The sequence below is a fragment of the Variovorax sp. OAS795 genome (assembly GCF_040546685.1).
GTDB lineage: Bacteria > Pseudomonadota > Gammaproteobacteria > Burkholderiales > Burkholderiaceae_C > Variovorax.
In genome coordinates this window covers 3565063-3578986 of record NZ_JBEPOH010000001.1, presented here as the reverse complement: position 1 = coordinate 3578986, position 13924 = coordinate 3565063, and the positions used below count along the sequence as shown (strand labels likewise).

The 13924-nt window shown below is 67.6% G+C and carries 14 protein-coding genes; 7 read left to right on the top strand and 7 right to left on the bottom strand.

Annotated elements, in window-relative coordinates; all coding sequences use genetic code 11:
* Nucleotide 1: 1 nt before the first annotated feature.
* Complete coding sequence (locus ABID97_RS17320; protein ID WP_354399654.1) at nt 2–898, top strand: SDR family NAD(P)-dependent oxidoreductase; 897 nt, start codon at nt 2–4, stop codon at nt 896–898.
* Between the two features lie 16 nt (nt 899–914).
* Here ABID97_RS17320 and nth read toward each other — a convergent pair whose 3' ends face one another.
* Nucleotides 915–1562: an endonuclease III gene (gene nth, locus ABID97_RS17315; protein ID WP_354399653.1), complete on the bottom strand. Its 648-nt coding sequence runs from the start codon at nt 1560–1562 to the stop codon at nt 915–917.
* A 140-nt stretch (nt 1563–1702) separates the two neighbouring features.
* On the opposite strand from nth, the gene ABID97_RS17310 reads away from it, so the two are divergent.
* Nucleotides 1703–2890 (top strand): aminotransferase-like domain-containing protein, encoded by a 1188-nt coding sequence (locus ABID97_RS17310; protein ID WP_354399652.1) that lies wholly within the window; start codon nt 1703–1705, stop codon nt 2888–2890.
* Nucleotides 2891–2897: 7 nt separating this feature from the next.
* On the opposite strand, the gene ABID97_RS17305 is transcribed toward ABID97_RS17310, so the two are convergent.
* On the bottom strand, nt 2898–3125 hold the full coding sequence (locus ABID97_RS17305) for a hypothetical protein (protein WP_055796651.1): 228 nt from the start codon (nt 3123–3125) through the stop codon (nt 2898–2900).
* A gap of 71 nt (nt 3126–3196) precedes the next feature.
* Between ABID97_RS17305 and ABID97_RS17300 the strand changes: the two genes are divergently transcribed.
* A complete protein-coding gene (locus ABID97_RS17300) occupies nt 3197–3523 on the top strand; it encodes a DUF6172 family protein (RefSeq protein ID WP_354399651.1) in 327 nt (108 codons plus the stop codon).
* Between the two features lie 319 nt (nt 3524–3842).
* On the opposite strand, the gene ABID97_RS17295 is transcribed toward ABID97_RS17300, so the two are convergent.
* Genes ABID97_RS17295 through mfd form a run of 3 tightly spaced genes read right to left on the bottom strand, consistent with a single transcriptional unit; the run spans nt 3843 to nt 9096 of the window.
* Entirely contained in the window at nt 3843–4910 is a 1068-nt protein-coding gene (locus ABID97_RS17295) for an Ldh family oxidoreductase (RefSeq protein WP_354399650.1), read from the bottom strand.
* The gene (gene serB / locus ABID97_RS17290; RefSeq protein ID WP_354399649.1) at nt 4907–5617 is read right to left on the bottom strand and encodes a phosphoserine phosphatase SerB; all 711 of its coding nucleotides are present in this window, start codon (nt 5615–5617) and stop codon (nt 4907–4909) included. The genes ABID97_RS17295 and serB overlap by 4 nt, the downstream gene beginning before the upstream one ends.
* Nucleotides 5614–9096 (bottom strand): transcription-repair coupling factor, encoded by a 3483-nt coding sequence (gene mfd / locus ABID97_RS17285; protein ID WP_354399648.1) that lies wholly within the window; start codon nt 9094–9096, stop codon nt 5614–5616. Before mfd ends, serB begins: the two co-directional genes overlap by 4 nt.
* Nucleotides 9097–9212: 116 nt before the next feature.
* Between mfd and ispD the strand changes: the two genes are divergently transcribed.
* A complete protein-coding gene (gene ispD / locus ABID97_RS17280) occupies nt 9213–9926 on the top strand; it encodes a 2-C-methyl-D-erythritol 4-phosphate cytidylyltransferase (RefSeq protein ID WP_354399647.1) in 714 nt (237 codons plus the stop codon).
* Nucleotides 9923–10411 carry a 2-C-methyl-D-erythritol 2,4-cyclodiphosphate synthase gene (gene ispF / locus ABID97_RS17275; RefSeq protein ID WP_354399646.1) on the top strand — a complete coding sequence of 163 codons (489 nt, stop codon included), beginning with the start codon at nt 9923–9925 and terminating at the stop codon, nt 10409–10411. The genes ispD and ispF overlap by 4 nt, the downstream gene beginning before the upstream one ends.
* A gap of 1 nt (nt 10412) precedes the next feature.
* On the opposite strand, the gene ABID97_RS17270 is transcribed toward ispF, so the two are convergent.
* Nucleotides 10413–11822 (bottom strand): sensor histidine kinase family protein, encoded by a 1410-nt coding sequence (locus ABID97_RS17270; RefSeq protein ID WP_354399645.1) that lies wholly within the window; start codon nt 11820–11822, stop codon nt 10413–10415.
* A 75-nt stretch (nt 11823–11897) separates the two neighbouring features.
* Nucleotides 11898–12629 carry an osmolarity response regulator transcription factor OmpR gene (gene ompR, locus ABID97_RS17265; protein ID WP_012747691.1) on the bottom strand — a complete coding sequence of 244 codons (732 nt, stop codon included), beginning with the start codon at nt 12627–12629 and terminating at the stop codon, nt 11898–11900.
* A gap of 172 nt (nt 12630–12801) precedes the next feature.
* Between ompR and ABID97_RS17260 the strand changes: the two genes are divergently transcribed.
* On the top strand, nt 12802–13161 hold the full coding sequence (locus ABID97_RS17260) for a hypothetical protein (protein WP_354399644.1): 360 nt from the start codon (nt 12802–12804) through the stop codon (nt 13159–13161).
* Between the two features lie 50 nt (nt 13162–13211).
* Entirely contained in the window at nt 13212–13919 is a 708-nt protein-coding gene (locus tag ABID97_RS17255; RefSeq protein ID WP_354399643.1) for an SIMPL domain-containing protein, read from the top strand.
* Nucleotides 13920–13924: the final 5 nt, after the last annotated feature.

The window sequence follows — 13924 nt, the reverse complement described above, 5'->3', positions numbered from 1 at the left end:
GATGCAAGCCGAAGACAGCAACCTTCCATTGAAAGGCCGCGTGGCCGTGGTCACCGGCGCGAGCCGGGGCGCCGGCCGCGGCATCGCGGTGGAGCTGGGCGCCGCAGGCGCCACCGTGTACGTGACGGGCCGCAGCACACGCGCGCAGCCGGCCGAAAGCTACGGCCAATTGCTCGCTCTCTCGCAGCTCGAAGCCCTGCCGGGCAGCGTCGACGAAACGGCCGAGGAGACCACCCTACTGGGCGGGCAGGGCATCGCGGTGCGCTGCGACCACACCCAGGAAGACGACGTGAAGCGGCTCGTTGCACAGGTGCAGCGCGAGCAAGGCCGTCTGGATCTGCTCGTCAACAACGCCTGGGGCGGCCACGAGACATTCACGGGCGTGTTCGAGGCACCGTTCTGGGAGCATCCGCTGTCCTACTGGGATTCGATGTTCGACCGCGGCGTGCGCAACCACCTGCTGGCCAGCCGGTGCGCAGCGCCGATGATGGTGGCGCAGAAGGGCGGCCTGATCGTGACCACCACCTTCTGGGACCGCGGCAACTACCTGCGTGGAAACCTGTTCTACGACCTTGCCAAGTCGGCCATGACGCGGCTGGCCTTCGGCATCGCCGAGGAGCTGCGCCCGCATGGCGTCGCGTCGCTGGCCGTCTCGCCGGGCTGGATGCGAACCGAGTTCGTGCTGGCGGGCCACAAGACCGACGAGGCGCACTGGCACGAGCGGCCGGCGCTCGCGCGGACCGAGTCGCCGCGCTATCTCGGCCGCGCGGTCGCCGCGCTGGCCGGGGACGCAAAGGTCATGGCGAAGTCCGGCGGCGTGCACCGCGTGGCCGACCTGGCGCGCGCGTACGGCTTTACGGACATCGACGGCCGACAGGTCGAGGCTTTCGAGCTCTAGCGGCGAACGGCCCGGTTCAGGCCGACTTGGGCCGCGGCGTCTTCGGCTTGTAGTCGCAGTAGGGCGCTACCGCGCATTCCCAGCACTTGGGCGTGCGCGCCACGCAGATGTAGCGCCCGTGCAGGATGAGCCAGTGGTGCGCATGCAGCCGAAACTCGAAGGGCACGCGCTTCTCGAGCTTCAGTTCCACTTCGAGCGGCGTCTTGCCCGGCGCCAGCCCGGTGCGGTTGCCGACGCGGAAAATGTGCGTGTCGACCGCGATGGTCGCCTCGCCGAATGCCACGTTGAGCACCACGTTGGCGGTCTTGCGGCCGACCCCCGGCAGCGCCTCGAGCTCGGCGCGCGTGCGCGGCACCTCGCCGCCGTGCTGCTCCACCAGGATGCGGCAGGTTTCGATCAGGTGCCTGGCCTTGCTGCGGTAGAGCCCGATGGTCTTGATGTATTCCTCCAGGCCTTCCACGCCCAGCCGGAGGATGGCCTGCGGCGTGTTCGCCACCGGAAAGAGCTTGCGGGTCGCCTTGTTCACGCCCACGTCGGTCGCCTGGGCCGAGAGCAGCACGGCGGCCAGCAGTTCGAAGGGCGTGGCGTATTCGAGCTCGGTTTCCGGGGTGGGGTTGGCCGCCTGCAGCGTGGCGAAGAAGAGGGGAATGTTGTCTTTTTTCATGGGTCAGGGGAGGCCGGCGCCCGCCAGCGATGCCAGGCTGTGCGGCGATAGACGCAATATATCGTTGAAAGCCGATGGCCTTACGCAGCTTTGTTGCCCGCGTCTTTCGCGACAATGGCGTCCAGAAAGTGAGACCTCCCATGCAATTCGCTTCCCGCCTCGACAACGTCGAAACCTCCGCCATCCGCGAACTCTTCAAGCTCCTGGGCAAGCCCGGCATCATCAGCTTTGCGGGCGGGTTTCCCGACAGCGCCATGTTCGATGTCGAGGGCCTGAAGGAGGCGAGCCAGAAGGCACTGACCGACGAACCCGGCGGCGCGCTGCAGTACGGCGCCACCGAAGGCTACGAACCGCTGCGCGCGCAGCTTTCCGCCTTCATGAAGACCAAGGGCGTCGACGTGGAGCCCGGCGGCCTCATCGTCACCACCGGCAGCCAGCAGGCGCTCGACCTTTTGGGCAAGACCATGATCTCGCCCGGCGACAAGGTGATCGTCGAGGGCCCGACCTTCCTGGCCACCATCCAGTGCTTTCGCCTGTACGGCGCAGAGCTCATCAGCGCGCCCATCGACGCCAACGGCGTGAAGACCGACGAGCTCGAAAAGCTCATTGCCGAGCACAAGCCCAAGTTCGTCTACCTGATCCCGACCTTCGGCAACCCGAGCGGCGCCATGCTGACGCTGGAGCGCCGCAAGAAGGTGCTCGAACTCGCGGTCAAGTACCAGACGCTGATCGTCGAGGACGACCCCTACGGCGACCTCTACTTCGGCGAGGCACCGCCGCCATCGATCATGGCGTTGAGCAAGGACGTGCCGGGCAGCCGCGAGCTGCTCGCCCATTGCGGCAGCCTGAGCAAGGTGCTGAGCCCGGGCCTGCGCATCGGCTGGATGATCGCGCCCGCCGAACTGCTGGCCAAGGCCACCATGTGCAAGCAGTTCAGCGACGCGCACACCAGCACCTTCGCCCAGGCCACCGCCGCGCAGTACCTCAAGAGCGGCCGCATGCCGGGCACGCTGGCGCACGTGCGCGAGGTCTACGGCCAGCGCGCGCAGGCGATGGGCGCGGCACTGAAGCGAGAGCTGGGCGACGCCGTGAGCTTCACGCAGCCGCAGGGCGGCCTGTTCTTCTGGGCCCGCCTCACGGGTGCCAACGGCAAGTTGGCCGACGCGGGCGAACTGGCCAAGCGTGCCATCGAGCAACTCGTGGCCTTCGTGCCCGGCGCGCCGTTCTATGCCGAGAAGCCCGACCTGTCGACGTTGCGGCTGAGCTTTGCGACGGCGGACGTGGCGAAGATCGAAGAGGGCGTGAAGCGCCTCGGCCAAGCGCTGTAGCCTCCGGTCATGGCGAGCGGTGCAGCCGCGGCGCCGCCAGCAGCGCGAGGTTCTCCGCAATGGCCGCATCCACGTTCGGATGGCGGCCTTTCATCTTCGACAGCGTCATGATGGTCTGGAGCGCCTTGAGGTCCTTGACCGATGGCGCGACCTTGATCTGCGCGATGGCGGCCGATGCGTTGCCGCCGTTGACCAATGCCATCACCTTGCTTGCCCAGTCGTTCGCGCGCGCCATGTCTTCACCTGCTTTCAATTGAACCGCCGACTGTACACAGGACAGCCGGGTCGCATTGGTTACCATCACCCATGAGAAAAACCTTTCAGCTTCAGGTCGAGGGCAAGCACCCCGACCGCCTCCTCGAAGCCATCAAGCACGAGATCCGCAAGTACATCAAGCGCGAGCGCCGCCGCGTCCTGCCCGAAGGCAGCGATTTCTGGGACTTCGATTGCAAGTTCGGCACCTCGGCGGAAACCGCCGAAACCGTGCACCTGTCGGCCATCACCGGTCTGATCGACGGCGTCGTCAAGGACGCCGGCAAGCAGTTCTACGTCGAAATCCTGGCCAAGCCCGGCAAGCGCACACCGCGTCCGGCCGGGCAGCGGTCGCAAGAAGAGCCGTCCGAAGAGGACTGATTCCTCCGCGAGTGATCGGGGTCACTCAGCTCAGGGCGCGTGCAAAGGCCACCGGGTACTCCCCTCCGCGAATGTCCCCCGCCTTCGGCTCCTCCTTTATTTCGCTGCGGGGAGCACCCGGCGCCCTGTGCACACCAGGCGCTGCGGTTGTTCCGCTCGATCAAAGACCGCTCTGAGAAACGATCCCGTCGATGGGGTGCCTTGCGCAGCGAAATAAAGGAGGAGCCCGAAGGGCGGGGGACATTCGCGGAGAAAGGTACCCCGTCGGCGGGAGCGCCGCCCTGAACAGCGCAACTTCAAATAAATCGCAGACTGTTTCCTACAGCAATGCCTGCGCGAGTTGCAGCCCGTAGCGCTGCTCCGCACCCTGCAGCGCACGCGCAATCGACGGGTGCAGCCGAACCCCGTTCTTCGATTGCGCTTCGCGGCGCTTCAGGCCGCCTTCACCCGGCAGGCGCACCGGCTTCGCGGGATCGATCGGCCGGTTGTTGCGGCATTGCGCCGCCACATGGTCCATCTGGCGCAGGAAGGCCTCCTTGCCGCCGAAGGCGTGCAAATCGTGCAGCGTGACGTGCACCGTCGCGCCCCAGCCTTCGGCCGGATCGGCCCGGCCGTGGCCCGCGAGGCCGGCCGTCAGCGTCTCGACCAGCAGCGCCATGCCGTAGCCCTTGTGCCCATGGCTCAGGCCGCCGACCGGCAGCAGCGTGCCGGGCGGCTGGTCGAACAGCACCTGCGGATTGTTCGACGGCTTGCCGGCGGCGTCGATCAGCCATTCCTCGGCAAAGGTCTCGCCGGCCGCGCGCTTGCGGTTGCTCATGCCGTTGGTGGTGATGGAGGCCGAGATGTCGACCATCACGCCGCCCTGCGAGAGCGGAAAGCCCATGGCCAGCGGATTGGGCGTGAACACCGCCTGGGTGCCGCCGAAGGGCGCGACGCTCGCGGTGTTGGGGTCGGAGCAGGCCAGCAGCATCAGCATGTCTTCCTGCAGCGCACGCAGCATGTAGACCGCGAGGCAGGCGATGTGGTGGCTGCGGCGGATCACGAGCGAGGCGGTGCCGAGCTCGCGCGCGCGCGGCAGCAGCAGGTCCAGGCCCTGGTCCATGAGCCAGGGTCCGGGCAGGCGCTTGCCGTCCCACAGCACGGCGGCGGGGCGGTCGGACAGCACCTCGGGGGCGCCGTCGCGCGCCATGCCGCCCGATTCGATTTCCTTCACGTAGCCGGCCAGGAGCGCCAGCCCGTGCGTGTCGTGGCCCAGCAGGTCGCCTTCGACCAGCGTGCGGGCCACGCTGTCGGCCATCGATGCGGCGAGGCCGGCCTTCTGCAGCAAGGCGCTGCCGTAGTCGCGGAGTGCGTCGGCACTGTAGAGCGGGGCGGTGTTGTCGGTCATTTCAGGATCTCCAGCAGGCGGTCCAGGCCGCCCTCGTTGATGGCCACCATGGCCTGTTCGCGCACCTTGGGCTTGGCGTGATAGGCCACCGAAAGGCCGGCTTCGCCCATCATCGGCAGGTCGTTGGCACCGTCGCCCACTGCAATGGTTTCTTGCGGTGAAATGCCCATCAGCGAGGCCACCTCGAGCAGCGTGCGGCGCTTCTCGGCACCGTCGCAGATGTCGCCCCAGCTTTGCTGCACCACCTGGCCGGTGAGGCGGCCGTCGGCCTCGTCGAGCAGGTTGGACCGCGCGAAGTCGATGCCCAGTCGGTCTTTCACGCGGTTGGCAAAGAAGGTGAATCCGCCCGAGACCAGCAGCACCTTGAGGCCGGCCGCCTTGCACGCCGCCACAAGCTCGGCCGCGCCCGGATTGAGCTCCAGGCGCTGGTCGTACACCTGCTGCAGCGCCTCGACCGGCACGCCCTTGAGCAGCGCCACGCGGCGGCGCAGGCTTTCTTTGAAGTCCTTGATCTCGCCGCGCATCGTGGCCTCGGTGATGGCCGCCACTTCGGCCTTCTTGCCGACAGCATCGGCGATCTCGTCGATGCACTCGATGTTGATCAAGGTCGAGTCCATGTCGAACGCGATCAGCTGGAAGTCGGCGAGCTTCAGCGGCGGCTTCACGCGCTGGATGACGAGGCCGGGAGAGATTTCTGTCGCGCTCATGCGGGGGCGGTTTCCTTGACGATGGGTTGTCCGAGGCTGCGCAGCACGTCGCGCACCATCTGCGCGCGCTCCTTCGGCTCCTTGAGTTCGCGTTCGATGCGCAGCTTCTCGTTGCCTGCGAGCTTGATGTGCTTGTTCTTCTGGATCAGGTGGATGATGGCCATCGAATCGACCGGCGGGTCTTTCTTGAAGGTGATGTGGATCACGCCGGGCGCCGCATCGACCTTGACCACGCCATAGGGCCGTGCCAGCACGCGCAGGCGGTGCGTGTCGATGAGCGTCTGCGCCTGCGGCGGCAGCTTGCCGAAGCGGTCGACGATTTCTTCCAGCAGCGTGTCGATCTGGTCGGGCGTCTTCGCGGTCGCGAGCTTCTTGTAGAACGACAGGCGCAGGTGCACGTCGCCGCAGTAGTCGTCGGGCAGCAGCGCGGGCGCATGCAGGTTGATCTCGGTCGTGACCGAGAGCGGCGCGAGCAGGTCGGGCTCCTGCCCGGCCTTGAGCGCGCGCACGGCTTCGCCCAGCATCTCGTTGTAGAGCTGGAAGCCGATCTCCATCATGTTGCCGCTCTGGTTCTCGCCCAGCACTTCGCCGGTGCCGCGAATCTCCAGGTCGTGCATCGCAAGGTAGAAGCCCGAGCCCAGTTCTTCCATCTGCTGGATGGCGTCGAGCCGCTGGGCCGCCTGCTTGGTCAGGCCCTCGGTGTCCGGCACCATGAGGTAGGCATAGGCCTGGTGGTGCGAGCGCCCGACGCGGCCGCGCAGCTGGTGCAGCTGCGCCAGGCCGAACTTGTCGGCGCGGCTCATCACGATGGTGTTGGCGGTCGGCACGTCGATGCCGGTCTCGATGATGGTCGAGCACAGCAAGAGGTTGTAGCGCTGCGCCACGAAGTCGCGCATCACGCGTTCCAGCTCGCGCTCCGGCATTTGGCCGTGGGCCACCGCAATGCGGGCCTCGGGAAGAATCTCCTCGAGCTTCTGGCGCCGGTTCTCGATGGTCTCGACCTCGTTGTGCAAAAAGTAGACCTGTCCACCGCGCTTGAGTTCGCGCAGCACGGCTTCGCGGATCACGCCCGTGCCCTCGTTGCGCACGAAAGTCTTGATCGCCAGGCGCCGCTGCGGGGCGGTGGCGATCACGCTCAGGTCGCGCAGGCCCTCGAGTGCCATGCCCAGCGTGCGCGGAATGGGCGTGGCGGTGAGCGTGAGCACGTCGACCTCGGCGCGCATCGCCTTCATCGCCTCCTTGTGGCGCACGCCGAAGCGGTGCTCCTCGTCGATGATCAGCAGGCCCAGGTTCTTGAACTTGATCGACGGCGACAGCAGCTTGTGCGTGCCGACCACGATGTCGACCGAGCCTTCGGCCAGGCCCTTGGCGGCCGCGGTGATTTCCTTGGCCGAGCGGAAGCGGCTCATCTCGGCCACCTTGACGGGCCACTTGGCGAAGCGGTCGACCAGCGTCTGGTAGTGCTGCTCGGCCAGAAGCGTGGTGGGTGCGAGGAACGCCACCTGCTTGCCGCCGGTGATCGCGATGAAGGCGGCGCGCAGCGCGACCTCGGTCTTGCCGAAACCCACGTCGCCACAGACGAGGCGGTCCATGGGCTGGGGCGAGATCATGTCCTGCACCACGGCGTGGATCGCGGCCTTCTGGTCGGCGGTTTCCTGGAATCCGAAGTCGTTGGCGAACACCTCGTAGTCTGCGGCCGAATAGCGGAAGGCATAGCCCTCGCGCGCGGCGCGGCGGGCGTAGATGTTGAGCAGTTCGGCGGCCGAGTCGCGCACCTGCTCGGCGGCCTTGCGCTTGGCCTTTTCCCACTGGCCGGAGCCCAGCTTGTGCAGCGGTGCCTCGTCGGCGCTGACGCCGGTGTAGCGGCTGATCTGGTGCAGCTGCGAGACGGGCACGTAGAGCGTGGCCTTGTCGGCGTACTCCAGGTGCAGCATCTCCTGCAGCAGCGGCTTGCCTTCGGCATCGACGCCCTGGCCCAGGTCCATGTGGACCAGGCCGCGGTAGCGCCCGATGCCGTGGGCGGTGTGGACCACCGGGTCGCCGACGTTGAGTTCGGACAGGTCCTTGATCAGCGCCTCGACGTCGCTGACCTGTTCCTGCTTCTTGTTGCGGCGCCGGGTGGTGGGCGCGGTGGCGAAGAGCTCGGTCTCGGTGACCAGGTCGATGCCCTGTTCGCGCCATGCGAAGCCCGAGGCCAGCGCGGCGGTGGCGATGCCGATCTTTTCGTCGGCCGACGCTTCGAACTCGGCCAGCGAGTCGAACGCCGGCGGGCTGACGCCGCTGGCGCGCAGGAAGTCGAGCAGGCTTTCGCGGCGGCCTTCGCTCTCGGCGATCAGCAGCACGCGGTGCGGCGTGGCCTTGATGTGGGCCTTGAGGCCGACCAGCGGATCCTCGGCGCCGCGCACCACCGCGAACGGCGGCAGCCGGTCGAATTCGGCATACGGGGTGTCGGTGGCGATGTCGCCGCGGATGGCGAGCTGCGCATGCGGCTTGGCGCGCTGGTAGAACTGCTCGGCATTGAGGAACAGCGCCTCCGGCGGGAGCGCCGGCCGCTCCGGGTCGCCGCGCACCAGCCGAAAGCGTTCGTTGGTGTCCTGCCAGAAATGCTGGAACGCGGGTTCGAGATCTCCGTGCAGCACCACGGTGGCGTCCGGCCCGAAGTAGTCGAACACCGTGGCCGTCTCGTCGAAGAACAGCGGCAGGTAGTACTCGATGCCGGCAGTGGCCACGCCGTTGCCCATGTCCTTGTAGATGCGGCTCTTGGTCGGGTCGCCTTCGAGCAGTTCGCGCCAGCGGCTGCGAAAACGCGCGCGGGCATCGTCGTCCATCGGGAACTCGCGGCCCGGCAGCAGCCGCACCTCGGGCACGGGGTAGAGGCTGCGCTGCGTGTCGGGATCGAAGGTGCGGATGGAGTCGATCTCGTCGTCGAACAGGTCGACCCGGAACGGCACCAGCGAGCCCATGGGAAACAGGTCGATCAGGCCACCGCGCACCGCGTATTCGCCGGGGCTCACCACCTGCGTCACATGGCTGTAGCCGGCCAGCGTGAGCTGGGCCTTGAGCTTGGATTCCTGCAGCTTCTGCTTGGCCTTGAAGTGGAAGGTGTAGCCGGCCAGGAAGGCGGGCGGCGCCAGGCGGTAGAGCGCCGTGGTGGCAGGCACCAGCACCACGTCGGCCTCTTTCTGGCTGATGCGCCAGAGCGTGGCGAGCCGTTCGCTGATCAGGTCCTGGTGCGGCGAAAAGCTGTCGTAGGGCAGCGTCTCCCAGTCAGGAAACAGGGCGCAGCGCAGGTCGGGCGCGAAGAACGCCATCTCGTCGATCAGGCGCTGGGCGTCGTTGGCGTCCGCCGTGAACACCGCAGTGGCGCGGCCCGCGGCCTTTTCGCGCATGCCCAGTTGCGCCAGCAGGAGGGCGTCGGCCGACAAAGGAGGACGCGGCAGCGTGAATCGCTTGCCCGCCGTGAGGTGGGGGAGGTCCATGAACAGCTTACTGAAATGCACGACACCCCGCGCCGGACGGCGAGGGGTGTGAAGCGGTCGATTCTAGAATGGCGGCCCCTTGTTCGCTTGCCGGCCGCCGACCGGTGCCGGAGTCCATGTCCACCTCCCGATTTTTCGTCCTGATTCCATGCGCCGGCTCCGGCCATCGCGCGGGCGGCGCGCTGCCCAAGCAATACCAGCGGCTCGCGGGCGCGTCGATGGTGGCCCACACGGTGGGCGCCTTCCGCGCACTGGCCGGCCGCTTTGCCGGCCTGGCGGTGGTGGTGGCGCCCGACGACCGCGAGGTGCAGGCGGCATTGCCGCGCTTTCCGGCTGCGGGCGAATTCCTGTTGCAGGTGGGGGGCGCCACGCGTGCGGCCACGGTGCGCAATGGCCTGGCGGCGCTGCGGCAGAAGGGGGCCGGTGCGCACGACTGGGTGCTGGTGCACGACGCGGCCCGCTGCCTGGTCACCTCGAGCCAGGTCGAGGCGCTGATCGCCGCGTGCGAACACGACGCGGTCGGCGGCCTGCTGGCCCAGCGCCTGGCCGATACCCTCAAGGTGTCTTCGGCCGGCAGCCGTGTTTCGCAGACCCTGCCGCGCGCCGACAAGTGGCTGGCCCAGACCCCGCAGATGTTCCGCATCGGCATGCTGCTCGATGCGCTGGAGCGCACCGGCGACGCGGTGACGGACGAAGCCGGTGCCATCGAGGCCATCGGCCTTGCGCCGCTGCTGGTGCCGGGCAGCGCCCAGAATTTCAAGGTGACTTTTCCCGAAGACTTTGCGCTGGCCGAATTGGTGCTGCTCGGCCGCAAGAAAGCGATGCCATGACGGTTGCGTTCAACATCCGCGTGGGCGAAGGCTGGGACGTTCACCAGCTGGTGGCGGGCCGCAAGCTGGTGCTGGGCGGCGTCGAAGTGCCGCACACCACCGGCCTGCTGGGCCATTCGGATGCCGACGTGCTGCTGCATGCCATCACGGACGCCTTGCTGGGCGCCGCGGGGCTGGGCGACATCGGACGGCACTTTCCCGACACCGACGCGCAGTTTCGCGGAGCGGATTCGGCCGTGCTGCTGGCCGAAGCCGCACGCCGGGTGCGCGACGCCGGCTGGGAGATCGGCAACGTCGACAGCACGGTGATTGCGCAGGCGCCCAAGCTGGCGCCGCATATCCCGGCCATGTGCCAGCGCATCGCAAAGGCGCTGGGCCTCGTGCCCGGGCAGGTCAACGTGAAGGCCAAGACGGCCGAGAAGCTCGGCCCGGTGGGTGAGGGCCGCGCGATGGAAGCCCGCGCCGTGGTGCTGCTGCACCGCTGAATCAGGCGCGCCGGGCCGGGGCTTCCACGGGCTTGGGCTCGGGCATGGCGCGCGGCATGCGGATGTGCGCCGCTAGGCCGCGCCCGGGCGTGCTGGTGAGCGCAAAGGTGCCGCCCATGCGCTCGATGTTCTTTGCGACGATGGACAGGCCGAGGCCGGCGCCGGCGGCCGAGGTGCGTGCCACGTCGCCGCGGAAGAATGGCTTGGTCAGCTGCGAGAGCAGTGCGGGCTCGACGCCGGCGCCATGGTCGCGCACCTTGATCAGCACCGCGTCGTTGTTGGCCTGCGCCTGGATCACCACGTCGGCCACGCCGGTCGAAGGCGTCTTGCCATAGCGGCGCGCGTTCTCCACCAGGTTGGAGATCACGCGCGTCAGCTCGACCTCGTCCCCGAGCACGCGCAGGTCGGAGGGCACGTCGACGCGGATCTTCATTTCCTCGTAGTCCTGCACGGCGTAGGTGCAGGCATCGACCACGTCGCGCAGCAGCACGGGCTTGGGATCGACATGGTCGGGCCGCGCGTAGTCCAGGAACTTGTCGATGATCGCGTCGAGCTGGGCAATGTCGGCCGCCATGTGGTCGCGCGCGTCCTCGTCGGCCACGCTCATCTCCGTTTCCAGGCGCAGGCGCGCGAGCGGGGTGCGCAGGTCGTGCGAGATGCCGGCCAGCATGATGGCGCGGTCCTGCTCGATCTTGGCGAGCTGGTCCGCCATGCGGTTGAAGCCGATGTTGACCGCGCGGATCTCGTTGGTGCGCGCGCTCTCGTCGAGCCGGTGCGCCTCGTACTCGCCTTCGCGCACCTGCATGGTGGCGCGCGACAGCTGCTTGAGCGGCAGGTTGATGAGCCGGGTGATCAGCGCCGCGCCGGCCAGCGACAGGGCCATGGCGGTGCTGAGCCAGACCAGCCAGGTGCGGCCTCCCACGCGGCTGAAGCGGGTCGGGTCGAGCAGCAGCCAGTAGGCGTCGCTTTCGATTGTGAAGCCGATCCACAGGCCGGGCTCGTCGTTGACGCGGCTGGCCACCGTAGTGCCCTCGCCGAGCTGGTCGATCAGCTCCTCGGTCACGCGCTGGTCGAGCGCACCGCTGGTGTAGGGCTGGAAGCGGTCGTTGGGTTCGCGCGGGAGGATGCGAACGCCCTCCTGGTCGGCGAGCGTCTTGATCAGCGACACCCGGGTGATCGCATCCGAATACACCAGCGCCGCGCGCGTGAGGTTCACGAGCGAGGCGATCTGGTGCGCCGTCTGGATGGCGCGGGGCTCGTATTCGAGCGACCGGAAGGTTTGCAGCCAGGCGACGGTACAGCCGACCAGCAGCAGTGCGAGCAGGAAGAACGTGCGCCAGAAAAGGCTGAAGCCGAGCTTGAGGCCGGGTCGCCTGTCACGCTGGCCGGCGCCCTCCAGAGGGCTCGGCATCGTGACCTGGGCACCGTCCTCCTGGGCTGGGCTGGGTCTGGCTGGATTCAGGCCGATGGCCACCAGGCAATATCGTCAGGCCGTGCCGTCCGGCACGAAGACATAGCCGACGCCCCACACCGTCTGGATGTAGCGGGGCGCCGCGGCGTCGGCCTCGACCAGCTTGCGCAGGCGCGAGATCTGCACGTCCAGGCTGCGGTCGAAGGGTTCGAATTCGCGGCCTCGGGCCAACTGGGCCAGCTTCTCGCGCGAGAGCGGCTGGCGCGGATGGCGCACCAGCGCTTTCAACATCGCGAATTCGCCGGTGGTCAGCGAGAGTTCCTCGCCGTCCTTCTTGAGGGTGCGCGAACCCAGGTCGAAGGCGAAGGGACCGAAGGTGACGGTCTCGTTCTCGGTGGAAGGCGCGCCTGGCGCCTCCAGCGGCGGACGGCGGCGCAGCACCGCGTGCACGCGCGCCAGCAATTCGCGGGGGTTGAACGGCTTGCCCAGGTAATCGTCCGCGCCGACTTCCAGGCCCACGATGCGGTCCACGTCTTCGCCCTTGGCGGTGAGCATGATGATGGGCGTGCGGTCGTTGGCGGCGCGAAGGCGGCGGCAGACCGAGAGGCCGTCTTCGCCGGGCATCATCAGGTCGAGCACGATCAAATCGACCGTGTCGCGCAACAGGATGCGGTTGAGCGCCTTGCCGTCCTCGGCCACGATCACTTCGAAACCTTCCTGGGTCAGGTAGCGGCGAAGCAGGTCGCGGATTCGGGCGTCGTCGTCGACGATCACGATCTTGTCGGTGCGAGCGGGAACTTGAGTCATTTCTACAACGTTGAATTTGTAACAGCGCTGATTCTGAAGGCGTTAAGCCCTCGCTGAGCCTGTTTTACTTATGGTTTGACACTAAGTTACAAAACTTGCGGTCGCTAGCTGTCTGGTCATCCTGCGTAGGTCCTGCGGTGGCAAAGTCCACTTGTCTTATGACTTCCGCTCAATGAGAAACCTCTATTCCGCGTTGCCGATCCTCGTTGCTTGCAGTTGCGGCTCCCCGTGGGCCATGGCGGGAGATTTCCTCAAGGTCGGCGATGTGCGACGAAGCGAAGTGCGAGAAGCCGTGGCGGCCCACCGGGCCGCGAAGCGCGACGAGATCCGGCGGGAAGAGGCGGCGGCCGGCAGGCGCCTCACGGCCGCGGAACTGTTCGAGCTGCGCCAGCAGGTGCGCGGCCAGTGGGCACCGCCCGGCACGCCCCCCCGGGCAATGAATTCGGCAGAATCGCAGCCGGCCGAGCGCATCGCGCCGCCGCCGATGTCGGCAGCCCGCGCCTTGACCTTGCCACGCAGCCAGCGCCGCTGAAGCGGTGCGGCCAGCGTTCTTTCGATATCAGCTCCAGGGGGTAACTCGTCTTGAAGAAAATCAGTTGGATGGCGGCCTGTGCCGCGTTGGCCGCGGCAGCGGCGGCAGGCAATGCCACGGCCCAGAACATCGCGCCGCCGCAGAACGTGCTGCAGCTCACGGCCTCGGGCAGCGTGGAGGTGCAGCAGGACATGCTCAGCATGACGCTCACCACCACGCGCGACGCGACCGACGCCGCCACGGTCCAGTCGCAGCTCAAGGCCGCGGTCGACGCCGCGCTGGCCGAAGCCAGGAAGAACGCGCAACCCGGCCAGCTCGACGTGCAAACCGGCAACTTCAGCCTGTCTCCGCGCTATACCCGCGAGGGAAAGATCAACGGCTGGCAGGGCTCCGCCGAAGTGGTGCTCGAAGGCCGCGACTTCCCGCGCATCACGCAGACCGCCGGCCGCATCACCACGCTGAATGTCGGCAACGTGGGCTTTGCGCTCAGCCGTGAGCAGCGCGCGAAGAGCGAGACCGAGGCCCAGACGATCGCCATCGAGAACTTCAAGCAGAAGGCCACCACGCTGGCCAAGGGTTTCGGCTTCAGCGGCTACACGCTGCGCGAAGTCTCGGTGAACGCGAACGAAGGCGGGCCGATCCGGCCGCGCGCCATGGCGGCCCAGGCCAAGTCCTTTTCGGCCGATGCGCCGGTCCCGGTGGAAGCCGGCAAGACCAGCGTGGTCGTGAACGTGTCGGGGTCGGTGCAGCTCAAGTAGGGAGG

Coding starts and splice junctions, on each gene's coding strand:
- ABID97_RS17310 (WP_354399652.1), top strand. CDS start 1,703: ATGCAATTCGCTTCCCGCCTCGACAACGTCGAAACCTCCGCCATCCGC.
- ABID97_RS17260 (WP_354399644.1), top strand. CDS start 12,802: ATGAGAAACCTCTATTCCGCGTTGCCGATCCTCGTTGCTTGCAGTTGC.
- serB (WP_354399649.1), bottom strand. CDS start 5,617: ATGAGCGCGACAGAAATCTCTCCCGGCCTCGTCATCCAGCGCGTGAAG.
- ABID97_RS17270 (WP_354399645.1), bottom strand. CDS start 11,822: ATGCCGAGCCCTCTGGAGGGCGCCGGCCAGCGTGACAGGCGACCCGGC.
- ispD (WP_354399647.1), top strand. CDS start 9,213: ATGTCCACCTCCCGATTTTTCGTCCTGATTCCATGCGCCGGCTCCGGC.
- nth (WP_354399653.1), bottom strand. CDS start 1,562: ATGAAAAAAGACAACATTCCCCTCTTCTTCGCCACGCTGCAGGCGGCC.
- ABID97_RS17295 (WP_354399650.1), bottom strand. CDS start 4,910: ATGACCGACAACACCGCCCCGCTCTACAGTGCCGACGCACTCCGCGAC.
- ABID97_RS17320 (WP_354399654.1), top strand. CDS start 2: ATGCAAGCCGAAGACAGCAACCTTCCATTGAAAGGCCGCGTGGCCGTG.
- ispF (WP_354399646.1), top strand. CDS start 9,923: ATGACGGTTGCGTTCAACATCCGCGTGGGCGAAGGCTGGGACGTTCAC.
- ABID97_RS17300 (WP_354399651.1), top strand. CDS start 3,197: ATGAGAAAAACCTTTCAGCTTCAGGTCGAGGGCAAGCACCCCGACCGC.
- ABID97_RS17305 (WP_055796651.1), bottom strand. CDS start 3,125: ATGGCGCGCGCGAACGACTGGGCAAGCAAGGTGATGGCATTGGTCAAC.
- ompR (WP_012747691.1), bottom strand. CDS start 12,629: ATGACTCAAGTTCCCGCTCGCACCGACAAGATCGTGATCGTCGACGAC.
- mfd (WP_354399648.1), bottom strand. CDS start 9,096: ATGGACCTCCCCCACCTCACGGCGGGCAAGCGATTCACGCTGCCGCGT.